We start from the raw sequence: 20,650 nt of genomic DNA on the forward strand, positions 1-20,650 counted from the left end.
TCTTAATTTGCTATACTCATCTTTGTTTACCAATTTTATTAGGAAGGGTTGTGACAGCAATAATGAATCACCACCGTACGCCGCTGTTTACCGCTTTAAAAAATCATGCGGCACTCAATCCGGTACAGTTTCATATTCCGGGCCATAAAAAAGGATTGGGAGCGGATACCGAATTCCGTGAATTTATTGGCGATAATGCCTTCTCCATAGATTTGATTAACATCGCACCGCTGGATGACCTGCATCAGCCAACCGGAGTCATTCAGGAAGCACAGATTTTGGCAGCAGATGCCTTCGGAGCCGATTATACCTATTTTAGTGTACAAGGCACAAGCAGTGCCATTATGACCATGATTCTATCTGTATGCTCACCGGGTGACAAAATTATTGTGCCCCGTAATGTGCATAAATCGGTTCTGTCCGCCATTATTTTCTCAGGCGCCAAACCCGTATTTGTTTCTCCATCGCAAGATGCCAATCTGGGTATTGACCATGGAGTGACCACACAGTCTATCCGCCGTGCACTTGAGCGTCATCCGGATGCCAAGGCATTGCTTGTCATTAACCCGACCTATTACGGTGTGGTTACCGATCTGAAAGAGATTGTTGAGCTGGCACACAGCTACCAAGTCCCTGTGCTTGTTGATGAAGCACATGGCGTACTCATTCATTTCCATGAGGATCTGCCGTTGTCTGCGATGGCAGCAGGTGCCGATATGGCTGCAACCAGTGTTCACAAGCTTGGTGGCTCCATGACACAGAGTTCCGTACTCAACCTGAACACGAAGAATGGATTCGTGAATCCACAGCGTGTACAGACGATCCTGAGTCTGCTCACCTCAACATCAACTTCATACATTTTGCTTGCTTCGCTCGACACATCCAGACGTAACCTGGCACTCCACGGTCGTGAGATTGCACAGAAGGCGATTGAACTAGCCGAGTTTGCCAGACGTTCGATTAACGATATGGATGGACTGTATTGCTTCGGTAAAGAGCTGCTGGGTACAGAAGCGACCTTCAATTACGATCCAACCAAAGTTACGGTCCATGTTCGCCATCTGGGCATTACAGGGTATGAGACCGAGAACTGGCTTCGTGAGCATTACAACATCGAGGTCGAACTTAGTGATATGTACAATATTCTGTGTCTCATCACGCCAGGAGATACGGACGACAGCGTGGATATCTTGCTGAACGCTCTGCAGGATCTCTCCCGTACCTATTATCAAGTGAACCCGGCTCATGAACTGGTGGTCAAAGTTCCGGATATTCCACAGTTGATGTTGACGCCACGTGATGCATTCTACGGTGATACCGAAGTGATTCCGTTTAAGGAATCCGCAGGACGTATTATCTCGGAATTCATCTATGTCTATCCGCCAGGAATTCCGATCCTGTTACCGGGTGAAGTTATCACCCAAGAGAACATCGACTACATCATCGACCATGTCGAAGTTGGATTGCCTGTCAAAGGACCCGAAGATCGCAGCGTAACCAACGTTAAAGTGATCGTGGAAGCCGATGCCATTTTCTAAAACACCCCCTAGCGCTGAGCAGGGATAAACTTGAAGGGCCAAGCCTTACGCTTGGTCTTTTTTTTATTTTGTCGGACAATTCATTTTATCGGACAAGTGAGTTTGCATTTTCCCGTCTATTTCGTCGTTCAATCAGGTCATAAACAGCTCGTCCACCTCTTTAAAAGCAAACAAAAGGCCCCCTGAAATCAAGGAGCCTTCATGTTATGTTCCAAAAGAATGACTATTCTTGTGATGCAACGAGTTCGTTGTAAGCCGCTTCAACGCGGTTCCACTCTTCTTCGTCTTCAATATTGTAGAGCACCATTTCCTCGTCTTCTTCTTCCATACGCAGGATGATGCCGTCAGCTTCAGGATTGTTACGTTCCAGCAGGAGCGCATAAACATGCTTCTCCACGTCAAACGTCTCCACCAAAACCATCTCCACGTCTTGGCCGTTCTCGTCTGTTAATGTGAGAAGGACTTCTTCATGCTCGTGGTCGTGGTCGTGGTCTTGCCCGCATCCGCAGCCATCGCCGTGTTCATGTGTGTGATCGCTCATTGAAATACCTCGCTTTATAAATAGAAATTGTGTAACCTTGCATATCGTAACATGTTCAATGACCCAGGTCAATTTAACTCACAGGGTTATTTCCGCTTCAATCGTTCAGCGCTGTAATGATTTTCTCCGCTACCAGGACGTAACTGCTGTTTGCATTTTCTTTAATATGAAAGCCGACTTGATACTTGCCGGCACGACTGAAATCGTACGTAAAATCGTAAGTGCGGAACCAGAAGTTATCCTTCTGTGTTGTAAGCTCCTGTGACTGGATATCCTTCACCTGACCGCTTGGATTGGTAATCGTTACTTTCACCGCAGCTACATCTGCTGTCAGACTGTCCACTTGGGAAAATACATTGAATTTCAGCTTCCCTACGTTAACGTTGCCAAATACAGTGTCTCCCTTGAAGAGAAAAATATGTACATTCGGTTTGATCACCGTTACTCTCTTGTTACTGCTATCCCATTTGACGACGCCTCCAGCTTCCCTTACAGGTACATAGGTCGTTCCATCAATGAGATAACCTCCATCAGCTGCTTCCTTGCCGTTAATGAGAACACGAATCTTCTCGTTCACCGAATCTGCAAACAATAAAGACCCGCCGAGCAAGGAGAATACCGTGACACAAAGCAATACTCGTTTCCATTTCATCCCGTCAATATTCCCTCCCCTGCTGCTAGCTGTTGTACATTTATACTGTACATTCATCCACAAAGTTGCGCTGTTTTTCATCATTTTTCATTTTTTATCCAGAATTTTTTCCACCCCTTGGAATGCACAAATAGAGGCTCTCCTCATTAAAGGATGCCTCTGTTCTATTCATGTTATAACTACGGAATTAGACGAAGGGTTATGATGAAGTATGGCGGGTCAGGATACAGGGAACACCCTTGCCTATAGCCCCTTCGATTCGCATCCGCGCAGCGTAATCCATGCCTCGTGTACATGGTGTTTTACATCTCTCGCATACATCGGAAGTGACCAACTTCATGGATACACGGATTTTGTCACTCTTTAATGCGGGAGCTTTCTTTCCCTTTGCTTTTGCCATCCCGGATTCCCCATTTCCCCAAGTGCTTACTGATGTAATGCATCATATGGGGATCCGCCCGGTTGTGTGTCTATTTAAAATACGTATTTAAATAATAAAAATATGACAAGGAGGATACCCCCGAGAATGAGCCAGTTGCTGATTTCATACCAAATGCTTTTGCCTCCGGACAGGTATTTCTGTTCATTCTCCTGATGACGCTGACGGTGTGTATCCGTCTCAGAGCCATGGGGTGGTTTGCTAAAATCCATCATAAGTACATTCCCCTTTCAGCAGTTTTGTATAATCTTAATACCATTATAACCCATAATTGAGTATGAATTTGATTTTTCTGTATAAAAGAGCTTTTTCATGCAATTGGTTCTATTGGATCGCAGATAATTCTTCTTCTATGACCCATTTGTGGTTTTTTATCAAATCTCCCCCTGTTGTCGGGGTGTAATCAACCATATATACCGTTGTTTGTTCAGCAGACTCAATTGTGGCCTTGGCACCCTTCATTCCTTTCATGTGATCAGCGCTTAACAGCACCTCAGAACCTACCTTATACGATTGATCGGTATGGTCCTGTATTTCCTCATGAATAACCCATTTATGATTCTGCACGGGATCTCCGCCTGTGGTTGGGGTATACGTCACTGCATATACCGTAGTCTCATAAGCTCCAACAATCTTTGCTGTTGCCCCCTTCATGCCCGACATGTGATCGGCACTCATCATTGCCTGGCTTCCTACCGGAAAGGTGGGATTGCTTTTCTCCCGCAATCCTTCCGGTAGCTCTCCAGATTCAGAATGGTGCATCTCACCTGCGGTGGCTGTATGACTGTCATCGTTACTCTCTATAGTCTGCTGAGTCTCCTTGCCACATCCACCCAAAATCAAACTGCTTACGATCAAGATAGTCGATATGTTCATTAAGTACTTTTTCATGTGTCCGCACTCCTTTAATTGTATTTATATCCTTTATTATACCCCCTATAGGTATATCGCAATCATAATTATTGTTTTTTCCGGATAAGGCGCATCTTACAACGGAGCAAAATAAATCAAAAAAGCCTCCGATTTCTCGGAGGCTTCTTATCAAGAACAATTCATTTCAGTGATTACACCTTACGCCAGTTCCACGTTAACATTCACGTTCCCTTTGATTCCTTTGGAATATGGGCAGTAGTCATGAGCAAGTTTCACAAATTTCTGTGCTGTCTCCTCATCCAGACCAAGAATTTTAACTTCCAAATCGACTTGAAGTTTCACGCCATTATCCTCAGAGTCCGTCACCAACATCACGGTTGCAGCAACAGTACTTCTTTCAATTTCAACTTTGTGTTTTTTCAATTGAAACTCCAGTGCGGAGTTAAAACAAGCGCTATACCCTGCTGCAAACAACTGCTCCGGATTGGTAGCTGTCGTCACTTGTCCTCCCAGTTCAGGTGGTGCAGCAACATCCAACATAAACACGTTATCTGGAGATTGTACGATTCCTTGACGTCCACCTGTATTGATGACTGTTGTTTCATATAATGTTTTCATTTGTAAAACTCCTTTAGTTGATTGGATTTATGTTGACTAAAATTCGGCTTTTCTTGTATCGCTAACAATTACATTGTACACAATTTAATTGTGTATGTAAATAGTTGATGTAAAAAAATAATACAGTTTAATGCTGAGTTTAAATGAATAGCGATAATGAGGTTTATCATTGTAGTCATCAGATAACCTAAGTCGAACTTAAGGAGGAATAACACGTTTGGAGAATAATTCATTTCTAACCCCGGACAAGCCCAAACATAAATCCAGGGCTCTCTATGAGGTGCTAGCTGTATCAACCAGACTCGGCCTGACTTCATTTGGAGGACCGATCGCTCATCTTGGTTACTTTCATGAAGAATATGTTCGCCGTAGAAAATGGATGGATGAACGTAGCTATGCAGATTTAGTTGCGCTGTGTCAATTTTTGCCCGGACCTGCCAGCAGTCAAGTCGGGATTGGAATTGGCATTATCCGCGGCGGATTGATGGGGGGACTGATGGCTTGGCTTGGTTTTACACTTCCATCTGTCATTGCGTTAGTCTTGTTCGCTTTTCTTCTGCAAGGATTTGATATTAGCAGTACTGGCTGGATTCACGATCTGAAAATTGTTGCTGTAGCTATTGTCGCTCAGGCGATATGGGGCATGGGGCAAAAACTAACTCCTGACCGCTATAGGGCAACCATCGCTATCTTTACTGCAGTGGCGACTCTTGTGTGGCAGACTGCATTCACTCCAATCCTTTTTATTGTGATAGCAGGCGTGATAGGTATGATCCTTTTTAGTAAAATGACCGAGTTTAAGACAGTAGACTTGTCTGTCCCTGTGAATCGTAACTTGGCAATCGTCTGTTTGGCTACGTTCTTTGGAATTCTGATTTTTCTCCCGTTACTCACTCCCTTTGATCGTTCGGGGTGGCTGTTATTCTTTGATAGCTTCTACCGTTCAGGATCACTCGTATTTGGCGGAGGGCATGTTGTGCTTCCGTTACTGGAACGTGAATTCGTTCCTGCAGAGATGATCAATAAGTCCGACTTTCTGGCGGGATATGGAGCAGCACAAGCTGTACCCGGACCATTGTTCACTTTTGCCGGTTATTTAGGAGCGATGATGCGTGGGGTTTCAGGAGCTTTGGTTGCAACGATCGCTATCTTTTTGCCAGCTTTCCTTCTGATCGTAGGCGTATTGCCCTTCTGGAGTGCTTTATGTAAAAGCTCAAAAACCCAAGGAGCATTACGCGGAATTAATGCAGCTGTTGTAGGTATTTTGCTGGCTTCGTTGTACGATCCACTCTGGACAACTGCGATCCTGACGCCTGTTGATTTTGCACTTGTATGCATGTTGTTTCTAATGCTCGTTTTTTGGAAAGTACCACCCTGGATCGTCGTCGTTGCTGGTGCAGCAGGCGGTACAATGATGAACCTTTTCTAAATAAAAAAGGTACCCCTACACTGCACTTTTTTTTCAAAGCGTCCGTGTTTAGGTACCCTATTACTGCCAGTAAGTTATTGACCGATCCATGCAGATCATCTTTTTTTTCTCTTTGTCATTCCAATTCGAGTTTCTCAAATCCGAGCTGGCCTAGCTTGTCTACACTCTTTCTTCAAATCAGGCTCCTTGTTCGTCTTCAGATTTCTCCCCAGTTTGATTAATTACTCCAGATATCCACTTTCATCTGCGCACATTTGAAATACTTGGGCTCGGCCTTGCTTGTGGTGAGTTTCAACAGACATTGCAATTCTCCATGTTGGAACAACCCACCACTCAGGTCAGCAGCAACACCTCCATACTGATCATCCGCACCAAGCCACACGGAAGGTCTTTCGAACCCCGCCGAAAACTGTAACCCGGTGCAGAGCAGCACGGTCAGGTTCTTTCGATTCTGCGCTTCATCTCCCGCCACACCTTGCGTAGTGAAGAAAACCATATTTTGCTTAAAATCCGTGTACGTTCCATCTGCTTTATAGGCTCGGACCATCCCATACTTCTGATTAACGTTATGAAAAAAGGTGATACCAGCCTTGCTATCCTTCGATTTGATGCCAACCTGAACCGATATTCCAATATTGCCGTTGAATTGTAGCGCTTCCAAAGTGACTGCAATTGCTGTTACTTTCGAGCTGTCAATCAGATGTTTCATTTTCAACTCTGCCGTCGCTCCTGCTGTGGTCGGTGTTGTAACTGTTATGGTTCCTCTATCGGGCAAAGGCTCAAACGTAGGTGTGCCCACCACCTCCACCCAATCCGGTAACGTTCCATATAGAAAATCGGCCACAAGCTGTTTGTGGACCTTTCCAAAGGGCACGATCTGACCCGCTGCATCACGTATAACCATCTCTACACCCCCACCGAATAGGCTACACCGATATTATGATCGGTATTGTAATACACGTACACTACCCCGTCCATAACGGACACCATCAAGGATTGCATATTGGTCGTTTCCCAATTCAATGCCGGAAAATATATATCTGTAGGTTTGTCTAGCAATTGACGGAAGTCTGCGCTGATCTTGGCAATGGCAGGCCGAGCTACAGTCGTAACCCCACCTGAAGCATAAGCCGATAACATGCCCAGCCACCACATGCTCCCTTTGTACATAAATACACCTGCATTGGGTCTCGAAATATTTTCTTCTGCTGATAAAGTCGCATCATTGCCACCCATTAATGGTCTTGGATCAGCTAACCAGCTACGTCCGTCATGTGAATGCCAGATACATTTACGGCCAAAGTCACCGCCGCCCATTACCGAAAAACCGATCCATTTGCCACCATTTCGAAAACACGAGAAGTAACCGGTATGACCATCACCTGGGAAACCTGGAGGTTTGTCCAATATCAAACCTACTCTTGTCCAGTTAATCATGTCTACAGAGGTTGCAAGTGCCGTCGATTGATTGATCCCAAGTCCGTTTTGTTGATAATACATAAAGAATAATTGTTCTTCATCGTTCCAGATCACAAATGGCGTTTCCGTCGAATTCCCAACCACAGTATCGAGATATACCTGTCCGTGTTTGGTCCATGGTCCTGTCGGACTGTTGGAATACGCAAGTCCAATTCCACCGATACGATTATGGTTGGTAGAATACGTAGCATAGTAATCTGCTTTTGCATCAGGGATAAGCCCCTTTACCTTGATCGCCCGAAACCAATAGATTGATTGAAGACCCGCCATTGCAGCGGTATATATAGGATTGTCCATTTTTTTATCAAATTGAGGCGTGTACATCCGTCTGGATTCTGCATCGCAATAATCATATGGCGCAATGGCCCTGTTGGCCTTCATCGCTGCGCCCAGTGCTGCCTGAGCAATATTTTCAGTCATGGACATGGGAGCTCAACTCCTTCGTGAACGGGGTATTACCCGTTACCGGTCGCGAATATAAAACATCCGAAGCGTTCATTAATAGGATTGAAAAATCAACAACATTACCCTCATTCGCAGCTGACTCCCGAGAAATACGAATGATAGAGCGAATTCTAGCACTATATGAATACGCTTTCATTTTAGTCATTCCTTTAATGCCTTTACAGTTGTACTCAGCAATTGTGCCTTTCATTGGTACGCCCGGATAATGTTGATCCTTCATATTAATCCCTCCTATTGTTTTCTCAGAATAAGTATATTCATGAAGTTACCTTTATGTTAAAGCATTATGCCCATCTTGCAGCCTATTATTCTATGTCTGGTTTTCATATAACCAAACATTTGCTTATGTTAACAAGACGAAACAGGCTAACCCATAATAATAGGCTAACCTGTTTGAATGAAGAAACTGCAAAACTAACTACTTATTCCTCCGCAAAAAGTGAAGATAAGGGATTGGCTACTTTTTTATCGGATTGCTCCTTGCCTTGGTTATTCAATACATAGAACTGGTAAAAGTCGTTACTGAATCCAATAGACTCCTGCATTTTCAGCTTAAAAGCTTCAAATACCGCATTGCTCAGATGATCCTCATTCCAGAAATAATGAAGCATTAATCGATTCTGGTTATAGGGATGTTGGATAACATATGCACCAGCGGCAAGAGGTTGATTCATGGTATTCTTCCAAGGAAAACCAGTCTGTTTCGTCCGATCAATAATGTTGAATTTTAAAGCTTGTACCAATCCGTTTGACTTGGCATTGCCAATGACAATAAGGTTGCTGTTGCCGATCGCTTTTTTCATCTTTTGCTTCAGCTCCTTGCGATCCCGTACAACGTCGTACCGTATCCCGCTCATATCAAGGAATCCGGTCAACTGATGAACGATATCTTCCTGCTGTTTGGCTGCAAGCTTACTCACCTGATCGCTGAGCACAATGGTTAATTCCTCGCCTTGAAGGACTTTGTCCATCAATCGATTCATCACTTCATAAGGCAGATGAGGGATCATACCCATGACAGCCTGATATTGCGTTTGTAAGATATCATGCACATATGCAGCGGTCTCTTCTTTGGATAATTGGTATTCAGGCTTTAAGACAAAATCAGGCTGATATAGGGCTGTTTGCATTTCTGCGCGCACTTCCTTACCAAGCACATCTTCAATGTTTTGAAGAAGCCCCTCTATTGTTGCATTTTGATACACGTAGCGTTGGAAATATATTCTCATCAACTCGTCAAATTTCTCTTCACCAACGGAACGGTAAAGCTGATAGATCGCTTGTCGCCCCTTCTGATAATACACCAGACCGGCTAACTCCCCAGCTTCATCGTTTGTTGACGCAATCGCCATATCTACGGGCGCAGTATCAAACTGTATGGATCTGAAACCATTTAGCTTATCTCCCTGTTTCTCGGCAAAATACACCATGGAGAAATCGGCAAAGCCTTCATCCAGGAAGGATTCGGTCTCTGAGTTATTACCAATCAATGCATGGAACCACTGATGTGCTATCTCATGAACAAATGTTGTATCTTCTTCTGGAACCTTACCCGTTTGAATCTGGCCCATCTGAATGAGTCTCGCATACTCCACGGCAACGCCTTGTACATACGTCTCGACAATTCGGAACTCTGGGTAGGGATACTTGCCATATTTCTCACTATAGAAATCAATGACCTTGAATGCCTGATTAATGTATCGGTCAACGATCTCTTTCTTGGATGGATCATCGTTGAAATAATAGTATTCCACCGTCAGACCGTTACGGGTAGCGCGCTCCACTTGAAGATTAGGACTGGCAAAGAAAACAAACTCTCTCGTATTCTCGGCTACGGCAGACACAATCTTACGCCCATGTTCTGTACTGTTTTGAGTGGAGATCATGCCAGGCATGGCTACCTGATACTCCTCAGGCACATTAAATTGGACTTCAAAGTCGGACGAGGTGTAATAATCGCTCTCGAATGTTCGACTATACGGTGCCTTATTCCACTGCTGCTTGACCTCATCGTATACAGACATCACCGGGAACCAGTGTGCACCATTAATTATATCCTTGTAATAGGAAATTCGCTGTGAGCCATAAGGTATATTCAGATGGAATTCCAATTGTAATGTTATCGATTCGCCTGGTTGAACGGACTTTTTCAACTGTACAGTCAGCGCTTGGTTTTCCTTATGGAAGTCCAGTGACTGTCTATCTGCTGTTACAGCCTGAATATCAATGCCACCCAGAAAGTCCTCCGCTGTCTTCTCGGGATGATCTTCACTAATCTGTTCATTGTTCTGTTGGAACATTGAAGCCTGTGTGGACTTGGAAAGGTTCGCATCAGCATATGTATGCAGGACCAGTTGCTGGAGTGTATCCTTGCTTGTGTTGCGATACGTTACCTTCTCGCTCCCCTGGATCGTCATGTCTTTCTCATTCAGCCGAGCCTGGATCTGGTATTGAATCGGGGACTGCTTTAGGGAGTCTTTCTGTGTGTTAGGTATGTTCGTAGATACAGGTGGGACCGCTTCCGCGGCCACAACTCCCACGTTAGCAAGCGGGCTTGTTGCCAGTATTAAGGCCAGTGTACCCGCGATTCCTACTCTGGCTAACTTTAATGTAAATGGACTTGAATAATTCATAAGTTCTCTCCTTCTCCTGTTCTATATTGACCTCAGAACCAAGTATAGAAGAGGAACCTTATGATGAATTTATGTTTTATTTAAGTTTTGTTTAAAAAAGAGGAAGAGAAACTGAAGCACTCGGAAGCGTATTCATGTTTGTATGTAAAAAAAGAAAAGAAGCCTTACATCATAAGGCTCCTCGTGTATGATCTGTAGTGGGCTCGAACCACTGACCCCTACCCTGTCAAATAAGTGAGCTCTTGGTATCCTTTCTCTCTCTGTATAGATGACCGAGTAATTCTTTTATTCCAGCCTTGATTTCGACCGATATTTTATCTTTACTAATGTAGACCACTTCTAGCAATGTGCATAACATCATTTTCTTCTTTTCTGTAGAAGCTTTTGTAAACACATCCCGCCAAACTGGGAGATCATCTTTTAGAGTCTCCATCTCTGATATCTCCATTTTTTTGGAGAGTAACAATTTCTCTATTCCCTTAATATCTTCAGAAGTTTTCAGAATTTCGTTTTCTTTTTTATCGATAAGAGCATTGAGCATTTCTGGCTTGAATGCACTCTTACCCATTATAGCTTTTGGAACCTCAGCGTTTAATACCACAAGCTCCTCATAGTGCTCTTCCAGTAAATTTTGCATTGTTTTAATTCTTTCCTCTTCTTGAAAAAAAACTTTCTTTTTTATCAATTCAATTTCCGATTGAAAATCTATTGTTCTGAGTTCACTTAAGTATACTTCCACGCTTTCTAAGACTTGTCTCTCTACCTTCTTTGAAGAAAATGTTGCCTGTCCATCACAATCCGTCTTTCCTTGCAATTTTCCACTACAGCGATAACTTTTATTTTGATTGTATCGAACAATTTCTCCATTAGCTGCTTTGTATTTATTTACAAATGTAGTCGTAGTCAATCTAGAGTTACAACAACCGCATCTAGCTAATCCAGTTAAAAGTAAACTTCCCTTAGTGCTCATGGGAATGGAATTTTCATTTCTGTTTGGATTCTTAGGGTTCTTTTTATCCCTTATATCCTGTACAGTATTCCAATCCTCTTCTGAAACTATCATTAATTCAGGGATTGGTTTTGAAAATATATCGTCCCCTTTTTCTTTTCTATACCTCATCACTCCTTTGTAGATTGGATTCTTAAGTATAACGTTTACTGTTGGAGCACCCCATTGTTTTGCTTTTCTTGTCGGAACATTTTTTTCGTTTAGAAGTTTAGCTATTCTTAATTGCCCGTATCCTTCTTCAAGCACTAGTCGGAATATTTCTTTTACAATCTTTGACTCTTCTTCGTGCTTGCCCAGTTTTTGCATTACTTTTCCTTTTTTATTTACATTACCGGAATCAACACTTTTATACCCGTAGGGAATACCTCCTCCCCTGAAAATACCATCTTCGACCATCTGTTTATGTTTTTCATTGACACGGTCAGAGATTTTCCTACTTTCATCGCTTGACTGCCAGAATCTTAAGTAGTTGACCATCCGATCGGTGTTTGCTTCAATTTTTTGCTGTCCTTCTATTACAGACCACATTTCAACCCCTTTGTTTACAAACCACTCAAGTACGAAGGGGGTCTCATCATCTTTTCTTCCAAGCCTGTCAAACATAAATACCAACAAAACATCGAATAAGCCATTCTCTGCATCTTCTTTAGCCTGTTGAATAACATCACGCTTCGAGGCAGGTACTTTGAAACCTGATACCCCTTTTTCGGTATATTCCTTAACTAGCTTCCATTCATCTTGTTTCTCTACCATCTTCCTGCATGCTCGTTGTTGCATTGGAATATCGTTTCCATCCATCTGTCCTTTTGTGGACACTCGATATAGTGCTGCAACACGTTTTGTTTGTCCCATTCCATCAACCACCATATCTTTTTTCTGTATTATTTTTATCGATGTCCGTAACTACTTTAACTGCTTAATTTAAGCCAAATTATACCATTAAGTATATTTATTTTCAACAAAAACCACCTACATATATTATCGGAGGTGGCCATAATGTTATATAAAAAAACAACTCCTCTTGAGATATAATTCTCAAAAGAAGTTGCCCTTTTTTTCATATAGGACGAGTGGGGATCGAACCCACGACCCTTACCCTGTCAAGATAATGCTCTCCCGCTGAGCTATCGCCCTGTAATAAATAGGATGTATCCATCACGATCATAATGCTATCTTTAGCTGAGCTAACAGATCATGATATATAATTATTTCCCAATCAAGTAACAGTATCATATCAAGTAACCGTGTTCATTGTCAATGATTTATTTGGTTATAATTCACCCAAAATGGTGCACAATAAAGGAAGATTACCATATCTACAACGAGGTGAATTCTCTATGAGAAACTTAACAAAACGGTCAAAATCCAATACACATACATTTACCAAATGCTTCTTTTTTTTCGTTGGGCTTATGATTGTCATGACAACCCTTACCGGTTGCGGCTTGGAACGGGATGAACATACGGTTCAATTCCAACAGTTAAAACAACCCAATGAAAATGATGAATCTCTACCCGTCTGGCTGGACGTATACTCCAAATCGGTAGTTCAAGATGTATATTCTCCGCGAGGAAGCAGTGAAGTTTTGCCGTGAAGGTAAGAGGTAAATTACTCTTCTTCATCCCACTTACGTGAGTATGCTTTCTTGGTCACATAATACAACAGAATAATCATTCCCGCCGACATTAACAATGTAATGACCATGATGCCTGCCATGCCCATCACTACCCCCTCCTCTCCCAATATGTCCCAGACTTCACTATACAGGAAAAACATTTTTTTGTATAATTCAGTCTGATATGTCGCGCAAGAGCAGAAAGAAGGAATGGAATTGGCAGCTGAGATTAGTTATGTAACGACGCAAGAACAACTGGAACAAGCCCTGGGTATTCGCAATCACGTTTTTGTGATCGAGCAACAGGTTCCTGCCGAGATTGAGATTGATCAATACGATGTCATTAGTCCGGATGTGCATCACGTATTGTTAAGTACGGATGGGCAAGCTGTAGCTACAGGACGTCTGATCTATTACAGCAAGGATACGGCCAAAATGCAGCGGATCGCGGTGCTTGAGTCTCATCGTTCATTCGGTTATGGACGCGTGCTTCTGCTCGCGATGGAGGAACTGGCACGTGAACTCGGCTTATCCTATTCCGTACTGGATGCTCAATGTCAGGCGCAGAAATTCTATGAGAAACTGGGCTATGAAGTGATTTCGGAAGAACCTTTTTATGATGCAGAAATTCTGCATGTTCGTATGAAAAAGAGTCTGTAAAACTTCGGCATTGGCGGTCTTATGAGCATATAGTGCATACTTCCCAGGAATTCGGATAGGCTAATCAGGTAAACAGATTCCTATCTCGTCATATAAGGAGAGTGTGACATCATGGATCAAACAACACGCGAGAGTTTCACAGCCGTACAGAAAAATGGCGACGGTGACCTGACAGCCTTTCAGACTTCAGCAGGACGTATACTGGATTACCAACAAGCACTTGCAGAAGTAAAGGCTGGCGCTATTGCCGGCGTGAATGTATTTAAAGGCAAAGATGGCGAAATGTATATTCGCGGCGATGCCGACGGTGACCCAACCAACAACCTGGACCAACTTCCCCAATTCTAAAATAGATGCACAGATCGTTACGTGTTACACAGAAGCGCCAATTCGGTTATCCGGGTTGGCGTTTTCTTATTATGATTAATAGTCCGTAAAATATTTTACGGAGTCCCCGGAAGGCTGGCTTTTGCGAATTGGCTGTTGTACCTGTTCCCATGCCTGCAAGATCTGTATCCCTTCGAGAGTAGACCGATTCTCCCAGGCGATGTGCCCGGTTCGTTCAAGCTCCAGCAAAGACTCATGAATGTAAGCTCTGCTTCGTCCCGTCTTGGTCTCCAGTTCATCCATACGCGGCAGCCTGCGCCGTTGTCCTGCATAGTTCACCATAATCCGCAAAATCTTACGTTCAAAGTCGTTCAGCATACTTTACCTCCCCATTCATATCCGTAACAGGACGCCATGCCAGAATACCTTGCTCCAGAAATGTTCGGGGTGAGCCTTCTTTTCCCGCTGATGCTCTAATCATCCCGCCACGTACACTATTAATTCGAATCTGTCGCTGCGTAATCTGCCCTGCACGATCCATGTAGACCAGCTCCACCATCTGGCCAATATATTTCCCTAGCATAATCATCCCTCCGATAAGAACATTTGTTTGTATTTCATATTATATGCGAACATAAGTTCTTTATTCAATAGTAAAAAAAGGATTTTGCAAAATAAAAAAAACCAGACTTTCCCCTTTGATCAAGGGAGTCTGGTTCCTCTGATAATGCTGCTGATATAACAACATTTCTTGTAATAATCCGGTTCAGTAACGGATCAGTGTCGATCGGATTCCGAAAATTGCACTTTCTTTAATTGCTGTGTAGATGGATTAAAATCAACATTTACATAGACCGCGAATTGCTTGCCGTCTTTGGCACGAACCCATAGCTTGAACTGTTCCCGTGACTGATCTGCTGTTAGAGAGGTACGGCCGATGTGCTTATAGTCCAAAATATCCACATTGTACTTTGTCTGTGTTTCTTTGACCGCAATAATTCCCCACTTCGCATAATCTGGGATGGCGGCGCCCGTAGCCGAGGCAGGTGTGAATCCCGCTAAACTAAGCATAACCGTAAGTATTGTAACGATGAGCATTCTCATTTCACTCACTCCTTAGGACAATATGTTTCTGTTATATTGCCCGTCCGGGTTTCATTTTACACGAATAAACGAAAGATCCAAGCCAGTGGCCGTAGGGAAAAAGGAACCACATGAACAAGCCGGTCCAACGAATCAGGAGGCTCCGTCCGGAAACTCATTCCCCAGTCACCCGAGAAAACGTGTTGTTGTGTCTTCGGCTCCTCAGGACGATCCAACCCGTATTTCTTTTCAAGCCTTTGCCTCGTTTGTTCATCCACCTGAACCTCGTTCGTAACGTCATATGCTGTGACAGGCTCGCTGCTTATGTACATCAGCATCATCAGAAGGATCGGAATCCACACTATTTTTACCCAACGTTTGTTCATCTTTAACTCCTTTATGTACCTTAATTCTCTTGTATCTGGCAGACCCATTTAAAGGTTAGATTATACATAAAATTCACCGTATTGGAAATAACAACAGGGAGAAGATATGCAGCATTTGATATGCAATACTTAAGTCCCATTTGGTTGATTTTATGTTTAAAAAAGGGAATAACCGTGTAATAGGCCATGACAGCCTGACTTCATGATCTAACATTTCTACAGGATCTGCAATACCACTTTGAGGAGGTTACACCCCAATGTTCAAACGCTTGGATGAAATCCTGATTGAGATTCCCAATGTCGAGAAGCCCGATCCGAATGCAGCAGCAGCCATACAAGAGTTGCTCGGCGGCAAATTCGGAGAAATGTCAACGTTGAACAATTACCTCTATCAATCGTTTAATTTTCGATCCAAAGAAAAGCTGAAGCCCTTCTATGACCTCGTCATGAGCATTACGGCTGAAGAATTGGGCCATGTTGAACTCGTGTCTCATGGCATTAACAAATGTCTTAGAGGATCAACCGAGTACAAAGAACCCGACGATACGCCGCTAGGTTCGGTGAAAGATGCTCGTCTGTCGTATCACTATCTGGCAGGTGCACAAGGTGCAATGCCTTTTGACTCTATGGGTAATCCATGGACGGGAGCAAATGTCTTCAACAGTGGTAATCTGGTCGAAGATCTGTTGCACAACTTTTTCCTCGAATGTGGAGCGCGTACGCATAAAATGAAGGTATATGAGATGACAGATCACCCGGCAGCCCGGGAAGTGGTTGGTTTCCTGTTGGTACGTGGCGGAGTTCATGTCGTGGCATATGCAAAAGCCCTTGAGATTGCAACTGGCGTCAATGTAACCAAACTCGTTCCTATCCCTTCACTGAACAACAAAGCTTTCAATGAGGCTCGTAAATATGAAGAAAAAGGGGTACACACCAAGCTGTACACCTATAGTGATAAAGATTTCAATGCGATCGGTCAGATCTGGAAAGGAACTCACCCCGAAGATGGACAACCTCTGGAAGTAATTCAGGGTATACCAGAAGGTTTCCCGATTCCAGAAGCTCCTGCGGTCGAGGAGGAGTTCGCACCAGGTATTTCGCAAGAAGACTTTAAGGAAATTGCTCGCCGTCTCAAGATGGCGGGAAATATTGCGGATTAAAGAACCATTTGTTTGACAGGTTCTTTCCCTATATATAAATTGTTAACTCCATGCTTAAGTGAAGCCCTCAACCCCTGCTGCTGAATGCAGAAAGGATTTGAGGGCTTTGTTATAATAAATGTATGATACAATTTTATGATGCTAAATGAGTATGTTCTATGCACGTCATTTTCTGAGGATTTGGCTGTAAAAGTAAACCGGATCCCTGCTCACATCGTTAAACTTAATTAAACTCCAACACTGATTCCTCACGCTGACTCATGACTTCAATTAACAAGTTGGCACCCAGACGAAAACCTTGTGCAAACGCTGCTTCCGTATGCATGCCCTCACATCTGCCACACAAGTCAAATAATTGTTCAAGCTCACGGAATTCATTCTCGCTCAAACGATTCTTCCATTGCTCTGTCAGAGCTGCAATCTGCCGCCCTAACGCTTGGTATTCAGGATGTGTCGGCATCATCATCTCATCCGGTCGAAGTCGTCCATTATATAATGCTTCTAATATCGAATTCATGTGCATCCTCCTGTATATCAATTCGCATCTCACTTGAATGAACGTTCTGCACATGGTAGGATATTTATGCAGTCGCTCATTCAAGTGATTGCGGGGTAGGAAGCAGCGTGTTCTTCGTGGGACTAGCGCTGCTTCATTTTTTATTTTTGGAGCTCGTCGTAAATCTTCTCAATCCCTTTGCGAACGATGTCTGATCGATTCGTATTCAGCTTTTCTGCCGAAATATCGAGCTTGTTCATAATGTCCTCGTCAACACGTATCTCAATCGTTCTGCTTTTGGGTTTGTCAGATTTAGGCCGCCCCATCTTTTTGGCGGACATTTGCTTCACCTCTTTTTTTGTCCTGACAACAATATATTATTGCCCGGACAAAAAGTCAATGTATTTGTAAAACATACGTTCGTTTTTGTGACAGCAGATTCATAGATAAATGTATAGTCTGTAATCCGTTTGAATGAATGATAAAAAAACCTTGAACGACTAGGCGCTCAAGGTTGTTAGAGTACTATTATTGAGTAACAATTTAAAATTCAGGAGACACGCAAACAAGTAGGAAACAGAAATTGGTGCCTTTAGCATTGTTATCACTACGTATTTAATGTTTTTAATTTCGAAAAATGTTTTCACTTCTCCATTGGCATCCCATATCTCACCAAAACATGCCAGAGTAATTTTAATTCTTGTAGAACTTCTTTGTAGGTTCCTCGATCGCTCCAATGACTTGGATTTCGTTTCAAGTCCATAGCTGCAGAACCAATGATATTTGCATCAATCAAATCACTTTTGGCAATTCTTTTGGCCAGTGAAGGCATCGAAGGACCTCGAAAATCCATTGGAACGTCATCAACTAATAGTGTAAAGCCCATGTGCCAGTGGAGATCAATGGAATACTTTAAACATATCTGCTCTAAGATTTGTCCTGTATGTGTGCCTTTAAATGATGGGTCGGCAACAAGCATCTTGACATCTTTTTCAAGGGAAATATCACCATGAACCTGAGCTTCGATATAATGGTCCAGATTTCGGTTTGGCTCTTGATTTGATGGATTTTGAAACGGTTTCTCAACATTAACGAGCATATGGTCGATCAACTTTTGAATGGTTAGATTTCTTTCACCAATGGCAAAATTACTATAAAATACATCCCTCAAGAGAGCAGCCAAAATGAGGTCAAATTCCTCATACGTTCCCTTTTCCTCAGGTTCTTGGTGAGAATCCAAATATGTATACGTGCAACGATGAGAGACCTCAGCGGATAAAAGGAAATAACATGATCCAAAACGCGGAGCAGGTCCATCGGGATGTAACATGACATGGAGTGCCCCATACTTGGGACGTTCGCTATTGGTTGAGCCATTAATTTGGTACGCTCCGCCAAACATTTTATTCTCCCAAACGTCACGTTCACCGCCTGAAAATGCGGATACACTTCCATTCGATAAGAAAGTCTCAAACTGACTTTTATAAAACCCCTGCTCAAGTAGTGCCTCAGCCACGCTTTTCATATTCGGATCTAATCGATCTGGGTGAAAGTGTAGCGCGATACTTGCATGAGATTTTAGTTTAGTGATAGCATATTCAAATGTCTTCAGCTCGATGTTGGACATACGAAGGATTTCCCTAATGGTTTGCTCCGCCTCATTTTTGCGGCTTCTTGCATAATTGGTTACATGTTCTTGAGCTAATTGCTGAGACCTTGATAGTTCCATGGGCAGAGGAGTCCTTTCCCTTTTTTATAAAATCATAATGGCGGTTTCCTTGCTTATCAAATCAATCTATTTTTCTTGGGATTAGTTCGTTCTCGGGGAAATTCCACCAATTCGATTTCTCATAATAAATTGTTTTTGCCCAATATTCAGGGAGCTCATGAAAAATCAGGTCGTCTTCTGATGTAAAATCATTGCCTTCCCAAAAGGAATTAATCCTGAGAAAGGCTTCCTTCTCTGAAATATCAAATAAGCCAATTAACTCTTGTACAATCTCCAAACAGTATATTTCCGAACTCAAACAAGTCGGGAAAAGAAGTTGGTATTTCAGCATGTTTATCACTCCATATTCAATATTTCAGTCTTTCTTAGAAAGTAAATTACCTATTGCTATGTATGCAAACTCCCATCTCCACTTACCTCTCGTTGGTCTCCCTTCATCTTTTCCAAAAGCTCCACGATAACCTCATCCAACTCCTCTAGTATCTCGTCATGTGTAGGGGACTCTAGTATCCTTACCAAATCCGACCGTAGCATACTGAGATGAGATACAGGCAATCGATCAATCAATCCAACCAAAATGAAATATTCCCACTGTGGATCTTGGGTTTGCAACACATCCTTAATATAAGGAACTAAGTCCTCCCCCAATCTCAATAGTAGATCCTCTACCGGCTCAGAGATCGGCCAATTCCCGTCTTGTAACCACTCCATAAGTTCTGGAATAATGCCTTTCAACTCTTCATTGCCAAATTCATTTAACTTACGCACCGCTTCAAAATCAAACTTGTCGCGGGGAAGACGCGCCCTCATATCCATTGAATTTTCCTTTCTCATCTATATTACATAATGATATACTCCCTCTTGTTACTCCTCTGGCTCTACATCCTCTATTCTGATATCAATCCGATCTTGATTCTTCGTCGTTGACATCGCATCTATCATGCGAATCGTCCACGTTCCTGCATCCTGATCAAATTGTACATCCTCAATCACAGGAACACGTAATTTTTCTCCATCTGGTGAGTATAGTCCACCCCGAATGGCGTCTGCCTCACTTAGATGGGCACCGTCTGGCGTATTTGGACAAGATACCGCTATCTTTTCTGCTCTGGCCTGTCCGGGATAGGGCTGATTTTCCGGGCCTCCATCCGTCCATACTTCAACATAGGAGCCGATCTGCGGATCAGGTGCATTGGAAAACCATTTTGCGGGATAATATCGACTTTCTTCTCCATCCGAACCATGATCTTGATAAGCAGGATCAACCACAAGAACGGAATCGTCTTTACGATCAACCACATAACCAGTGAATCCATCTTCACTCGGTGCATTGGCTTGAGCCTGCTCGGAGTTGCACTCAATATGTCCTGAACATCCCGTAAGGCATACGATTAGGGTTGAGAGCAACATAACGACTTGACGAAGATTGATCATATGTAATCCCCCTTTTAACAACACCTCTTCCTAAATTTAACGTTCCATATCAGTTCATTGTTGCAAATACAGCCTTTGGCTCA

Annotated in this window: 27 protein-coding genes and 1 tRNA gene; 6 read left to right on the forward strand and 22 right to left on the reverse strand. The window is 43.0% G+C overall.

The window, feature by feature from the left end:
- The first annotated feature begins 62 nt into the window (after positions 1-62).
- Entirely contained in the window at positions 63-1,538 is a 1,476-nt protein-coding gene (locus MKY85_RS20420) for an aminotransferase class I/II-fold pyridoxal phosphate-dependent enzyme (protein WP_278299186.1), read from the forward strand.
- 223 nt (positions 1,539-1,761) lie between these two features.
- Here MKY85_RS20420 and MKY85_RS20425 read toward each other — a convergent pair whose 3' ends face one another.
- From MKY85_RS20425 to MKY85_RS20450, 6 genes are all read right to left on the reverse strand, one after another.
- Positions 1,762-2,079, reverse strand: a complete 318-nt coding sequence (locus MKY85_RS20425; protein WP_036614722.1) for a DUF1292 domain-containing protein — start codon at positions 2,077-2,079, stop codon at positions 1,762-1,764.
- Positions 2,080-2,176: 97 nt separating this feature from the next.
- Positions 2,177-2,731 carry a copper amine oxidase N-terminal domain-containing protein gene (locus tag MKY85_RS20430; protein WP_253439155.1) on the reverse strand — a complete coding sequence of 185 codons (555 nt, stop codon included), beginning with the start codon at positions 2,729-2,731 and terminating at the stop codon, positions 2,177-2,179.
- A gap of 199 nt (positions 2,732-2,930) precedes the next feature.
- Positions 2,931-3,131 carry a hypothetical protein gene (locus tag MKY85_RS20435; protein WP_133385501.1) on the reverse strand — a complete coding sequence of 67 codons (201 nt, stop codon included), beginning with the start codon at positions 3,129-3,131 and terminating at the stop codon, positions 2,931-2,933.
- 74 nt (positions 3,132-3,205) lie between these two features.
- The gene (locus MKY85_RS20440) at positions 3,206-3,385 is read right to left on the reverse strand and encodes a hypothetical protein (protein ID WP_017687398.1); all 180 of its coding nucleotides are present in this window, start codon (positions 3,383-3,385) and stop codon (positions 3,206-3,208) included.
- Positions 3,386-3,494: 109 nt separating this feature from the next.
- Positions 3,495-4,061: a YdhK family protein gene (locus tag MKY85_RS20445; RefSeq protein ID WP_339235762.1), complete on the reverse strand. Its 567-nt coding sequence runs from the start codon at positions 4,059-4,061 to the stop codon at positions 3,495-3,497.
- A 180-nt stretch (positions 4,062-4,241) separates the two neighbouring features.
- Positions 4,242-4,661 (reverse strand): organic hydroperoxide resistance protein, encoded by a 420-nt coding sequence (locus MKY85_RS20450; protein ID WP_017687397.1) that lies wholly within the window; start codon positions 4,659-4,661, stop codon positions 4,242-4,244.
- 217 nt (positions 4,662-4,878) lie between these two features.
- Between MKY85_RS20450 and MKY85_RS20455 the strand changes: the two genes are divergently transcribed.
- Positions 4,879-6,090, forward strand: a complete 1,212-nt coding sequence (locus MKY85_RS20455) for a chromate transporter (protein ID WP_342570637.1) — start codon at positions 4,879-4,881, stop codon at positions 6,088-6,090.
- Between the two features lie 217 nt (positions 6,091-6,307).
- Here the strand turns inward: MKY85_RS20455 and MKY85_RS20460 are convergent, their stop codons facing one another.
- The 6 genes from MKY85_RS20460 to MKY85_RS20485 all read right to left on the reverse strand — a co-directional run bounded on the left by MKY85_RS20460 (position 6,308) and on the right by MKY85_RS20485 (position 12,810).
- Positions 6,308-6,994, reverse strand: coding sequence for a hypothetical protein (locus tag MKY85_RS20460; protein ID WP_342570638.1), 687 nt, complete (start codon positions 6,992-6,994; stop codon positions 6,308-6,310).
- 2 nt (positions 6,995-6,996) lie between these two features.
- Positions 6,997-7,995 carry a hypothetical protein gene (locus MKY85_RS20465; protein WP_342570639.1) on the reverse strand — a complete coding sequence of 333 codons (999 nt, stop codon included), beginning with the start codon at positions 7,993-7,995 and terminating at the stop codon, positions 6,997-6,999.
- Complete coding sequence (locus MKY85_RS20470) at positions 7,982-8,254, reverse strand: hypothetical protein (RefSeq protein WP_339235771.1); 273 nt, start codon at positions 8,252-8,254, stop codon at positions 7,982-7,984. Before MKY85_RS20470 ends, MKY85_RS20465 begins: the two co-directional genes overlap by 14 nt.
- 202 nt (positions 8,255-8,456) lie before the next feature.
- Positions 8,457-10,667, reverse strand: coding sequence for a M1 family metallopeptidase (locus tag MKY85_RS20475; RefSeq protein WP_342570640.1), 2,211 nt, complete (start codon positions 10,665-10,667; stop codon positions 8,457-8,459).
- Positions 10,668-10,893: 226 nt separating this feature from the next.
- Positions 10,894-12,528, reverse strand: a complete 1,635-nt coding sequence (locus tag MKY85_RS20480) for a recombinase family protein (RefSeq protein ID WP_342570641.1) — start codon at positions 12,526-12,528, stop codon at positions 10,894-10,896.
- A 210-nt stretch (positions 12,529-12,738) separates the two neighbouring features.
- Positions 12,739-12,810, reverse strand: a tRNA-Val gene (locus tag MKY85_RS20485).
- A 203-nt stretch (positions 12,811-13,013) separates the two neighbouring features.
- Here MKY85_RS20485 and MKY85_RS20490 point away from each other — a divergent pair.
- The 3 genes from MKY85_RS20490 to MKY85_RS20500 all read left to right on the forward strand — a co-directional run bounded on the left by MKY85_RS20490 (position 13,014) and on the right by MKY85_RS20500 (position 14,300).
- Entirely contained in the window at positions 13,014-13,271 is a 258-nt protein-coding gene (locus tag MKY85_RS20490; RefSeq protein WP_339235781.1) for a hypothetical protein, read from the forward strand.
- Positions 13,272-13,508: 237 nt separating this feature from the next.
- Complete coding sequence (locus MKY85_RS20495) at positions 13,509-13,952, forward strand: GNAT family N-acetyltransferase (RefSeq protein WP_339261478.1); 444 nt, start codon at positions 13,509-13,511, stop codon at positions 13,950-13,952.
- Between the two features lie 111 nt (positions 13,953-14,063).
- Complete coding sequence (locus MKY85_RS20500) at positions 14,064-14,300, forward strand: DUF3892 domain-containing protein (RefSeq protein ID WP_339235783.1); 237 nt, start codon at positions 14,064-14,066, stop codon at positions 14,298-14,300.
- A gap of 75 nt (positions 14,301-14,375) precedes the next feature.
- On the opposite strand, the gene MKY85_RS20505 is transcribed toward MKY85_RS20500, so the two are convergent.
- The 4 genes from MKY85_RS20505 to MKY85_RS20520 all read right to left on the reverse strand — a co-directional run bounded on the left by MKY85_RS20505 (position 14,376) and on the right by MKY85_RS20520 (position 15,748).
- Positions 14,376-14,657: a hypothetical protein gene (locus tag MKY85_RS20505; RefSeq protein WP_339235785.1), complete on the reverse strand. Its 282-nt coding sequence runs from the start codon at positions 14,655-14,657 to the stop codon at positions 14,376-14,378.
- Positions 14,641-14,862 carry a hypothetical protein gene (locus tag MKY85_RS20510; RefSeq protein WP_145322936.1) on the reverse strand — a complete coding sequence of 74 codons (222 nt, stop codon included), beginning with the start codon at positions 14,860-14,862 and terminating at the stop codon, positions 14,641-14,643. Before MKY85_RS20510 ends, MKY85_RS20505 begins: the two co-directional genes overlap by 17 nt.
- Positions 14,863-15,056: 194 nt before the next feature.
- Positions 15,057-15,383, reverse strand: a complete 327-nt coding sequence (locus MKY85_RS20515) for a DUF3889 domain-containing protein (protein WP_339256360.1) — start codon at positions 15,381-15,383, stop codon at positions 15,057-15,059.
- Between the two features lie 56 nt (positions 15,384-15,439).
- Positions 15,440-15,748 carry a hypothetical protein gene (locus MKY85_RS20520; protein ID WP_339235790.1) on the reverse strand — a complete coding sequence of 103 codons (309 nt, stop codon included), beginning with the start codon at positions 15,746-15,748 and terminating at the stop codon, positions 15,440-15,442.
- 257 nt (positions 15,749-16,005) lie between these two features.
- On the opposite strand from MKY85_RS20520, the gene MKY85_RS20525 reads away from it, so the two are divergent.
- Positions 16,006-16,908: a manganese catalase family protein gene (locus MKY85_RS20525; protein WP_091014199.1), complete on the forward strand. Its 903-nt coding sequence runs from the start codon at positions 16,006-16,008 to the stop codon at positions 16,906-16,908.
- Between the two features lie 223 nt (positions 16,909-17,131).
- On the opposite strand, the gene MKY85_RS20530 is transcribed toward MKY85_RS20525, so the two are convergent.
- The 6 genes from MKY85_RS20530 to MKY85_RS20555 form a co-directional block, all read right to left on the reverse strand.
- Positions 17,132-17,425 carry a DUF6809 family protein gene (locus MKY85_RS20530; protein WP_342570642.1) on the reverse strand — a complete coding sequence of 98 codons (294 nt, stop codon included), beginning with the start codon at positions 17,423-17,425 and terminating at the stop codon, positions 17,132-17,134.
- A 140-nt stretch (positions 17,426-17,565) separates the two neighbouring features.
- Positions 17,566-17,745, reverse strand: coding sequence for a ribbon-helix-helix protein, CopG family (locus MKY85_RS20535; RefSeq protein WP_307534400.1), 180 nt, complete (start codon positions 17,743-17,745; stop codon positions 17,566-17,568).
- Positions 17,746-18,047: 302 nt separating this feature from the next.
- Positions 18,048-19,133, reverse strand: coding sequence for a DUF3626 domain-containing protein (locus MKY85_RS20540; protein WP_342570643.1), 1,086 nt, complete (start codon positions 19,131-19,133; stop codon positions 18,048-18,050).
- Between the two features lie 61 nt (positions 19,134-19,194).
- Positions 19,195-19,464, reverse strand: coding sequence for a hypothetical protein (locus MKY85_RS20545; protein WP_342570644.1), 270 nt, complete (start codon positions 19,462-19,464; stop codon positions 19,195-19,197).
- 56 nt (positions 19,465-19,520) lie between these two features.
- On the reverse strand, positions 19,521-19,949 hold the full coding sequence (locus tag MKY85_RS20550; RefSeq protein ID WP_339235796.1) for a DUF5071 domain-containing protein: 429 nt from the start codon (positions 19,947-19,949) through the stop codon (positions 19,521-19,523).
- 48 nt (positions 19,950-19,997) lie between these two features.
- Entirely contained in the window at positions 19,998-20,567 is a 570-nt protein-coding gene (locus MKY85_RS20555; protein ID WP_342570645.1) for a DUF3221 domain-containing protein, read from the reverse strand.
- Between the last annotated feature and the right edge of the window lie 83 nt (positions 20,568-20,650).

The organism is Paenibacillus sp. FSL R5-0749 (genome assembly GCF_038595085.1).
Taxonomy (GTDB): domain Bacteria; phylum Bacillota; class Bacilli; order Paenibacillales; family Paenibacillaceae; genus Paenibacillus.

Coding starts and splice junctions, on each gene's coding strand:
- MKY85_RS20535 (WP_307534400.1), bottom strand. CDS start 17,745: ATGTCCGCCAAAAAGATGGGGCGGCCTAAATCTGACAAACCCAAAAGC.
- MKY85_RS20505 (WP_339235785.1), bottom strand. CDS start 14,657: ATGCTGAACGACTTTGAACGTAAGATTTTGCGGATTATGGTGAACTAT.
- MKY85_RS20545 (WP_342570644.1), bottom strand. CDS start 19,464: ATGCTGAAATACCAACTTCTTTTCCCGACTTGTTTGAGTTCGGAAATA.
- MKY85_RS20445 (WP_339235762.1), bottom strand. CDS start 4,061: ATGAAAAAGTACTTAATGAACATATCGACTATCTTGATCGTAAGCAGT.
- MKY85_RS20490 (WP_339235781.1), top strand. CDS start 13,014: ATGAGAAACTTAACAAAACGGTCAAAATCCAATACACATACATTTACC.
- MKY85_RS20450 (WP_017687397.1), bottom strand. CDS start 4,661: ATGAAAACATTATATGAAACAACAGTCATCAATACAGGTGGACGTCAA.
- MKY85_RS20555 (WP_342570645.1), bottom strand. CDS start 20,567: ATGATCAATCTTCGTCAAGTCGTTATGTTGCTCTCAACCCTAATCGTA.
- MKY85_RS20435 (WP_133385501.1), bottom strand. CDS start 3,131: ATGGCAAAAGCAAAGGGAAAGAAAGCTCCCGCATTAAAGAGTGACAAA.
- MKY85_RS20525 (WP_091014199.1), top strand. CDS start 16,006: ATGTTCAAACGCTTGGATGAAATCCTGATTGAGATTCCCAATGTCGAG.
- MKY85_RS20420 (WP_278299186.1), top strand. CDS start 63: ATGAATCACCACCGTACGCCGCTGTTTACCGCTTTAAAAAATCATGCG.
- MKY85_RS20465 (WP_342570639.1), bottom strand. CDS start 7,995: ATGTCCATGACTGAAAATATTGCTCAGGCAGCACTGGGCGCAGCGATG.
- MKY85_RS20480 (WP_342570641.1), bottom strand. CDS start 12,528: ATGGGACAAACAAAACGTGTTGCAGCACTATATCGAGTGTCCACAAAA.
- MKY85_RS20530 (WP_342570642.1), bottom strand. CDS start 17,425: ATGAATTCGATATTAGAAGCATTATATAATGGACGACTTCGACCGGAT.
- MKY85_RS20520 (WP_339235790.1), bottom strand. CDS start 15,748: ATGAACAAACGTTGGGTAAAAATAGTGTGGATTCCGATCCTTCTGATG.
- MKY85_RS20475 (WP_342570640.1), bottom strand. CDS start 10,667: ATGAATTATTCAAGTCCATTTACATTAAAGTTAGCCAGAGTAGGAATC.
- MKY85_RS20425 (WP_036614722.1), bottom strand. CDS start 2,079: ATGAGCGATCACACACATGAACACGGCGATGGCTGCGGATGCGGGCAA.
- MKY85_RS20440 (WP_017687398.1), bottom strand. CDS start 3,385: ATGATGGATTTTAGCAAACCACCCCATGGCTCTGAGACGGATACACAC.
- MKY85_RS20430 (WP_253439155.1), bottom strand. CDS start 2,731: ATGAAATGGAAACGAGTATTGCTTTGTGTCACGGTATTCTCCTTGCTC.
- MKY85_RS20500 (WP_339235783.1), top strand. CDS start 14,064: ATGGATCAAACAACACGCGAGAGTTTCACAGCCGTACAGAAAAATGGC.
- MKY85_RS20540 (WP_342570643.1), bottom strand. CDS start 19,133: ATGGAACTATCAAGGTCTCAGCAATTAGCTCAAGAACATGTAACCAAT.
- MKY85_RS20470 (WP_339235771.1), bottom strand. CDS start 8,254: ATGAAGGATCAACATTATCCGGGCGTACCAATGAAAGGCACAATTGCT.
- MKY85_RS20550 (WP_339235796.1), bottom strand. CDS start 19,949: ATGGATATGAGGGCGCGTCTTCCCCGCGACAAGTTTGATTTTGAAGCG.
- MKY85_RS20515 (WP_339256360.1), bottom strand. CDS start 15,383: ATGAGAATGCTCATCGTTACAATACTTACGGTTATGCTTAGTTTAGCG.
- MKY85_RS20510 (WP_145322936.1), bottom strand. CDS start 14,862: ATGCTAGGGAAATATATTGGCCAGATGGTGGAGCTGGTCTACATGGAT.
- MKY85_RS20460 (WP_342570638.1), bottom strand. CDS start 6,994: ATGGTTATACGTGATGCAGCGGGTCAGATCGTGCCCTTTGGAAAGGTC.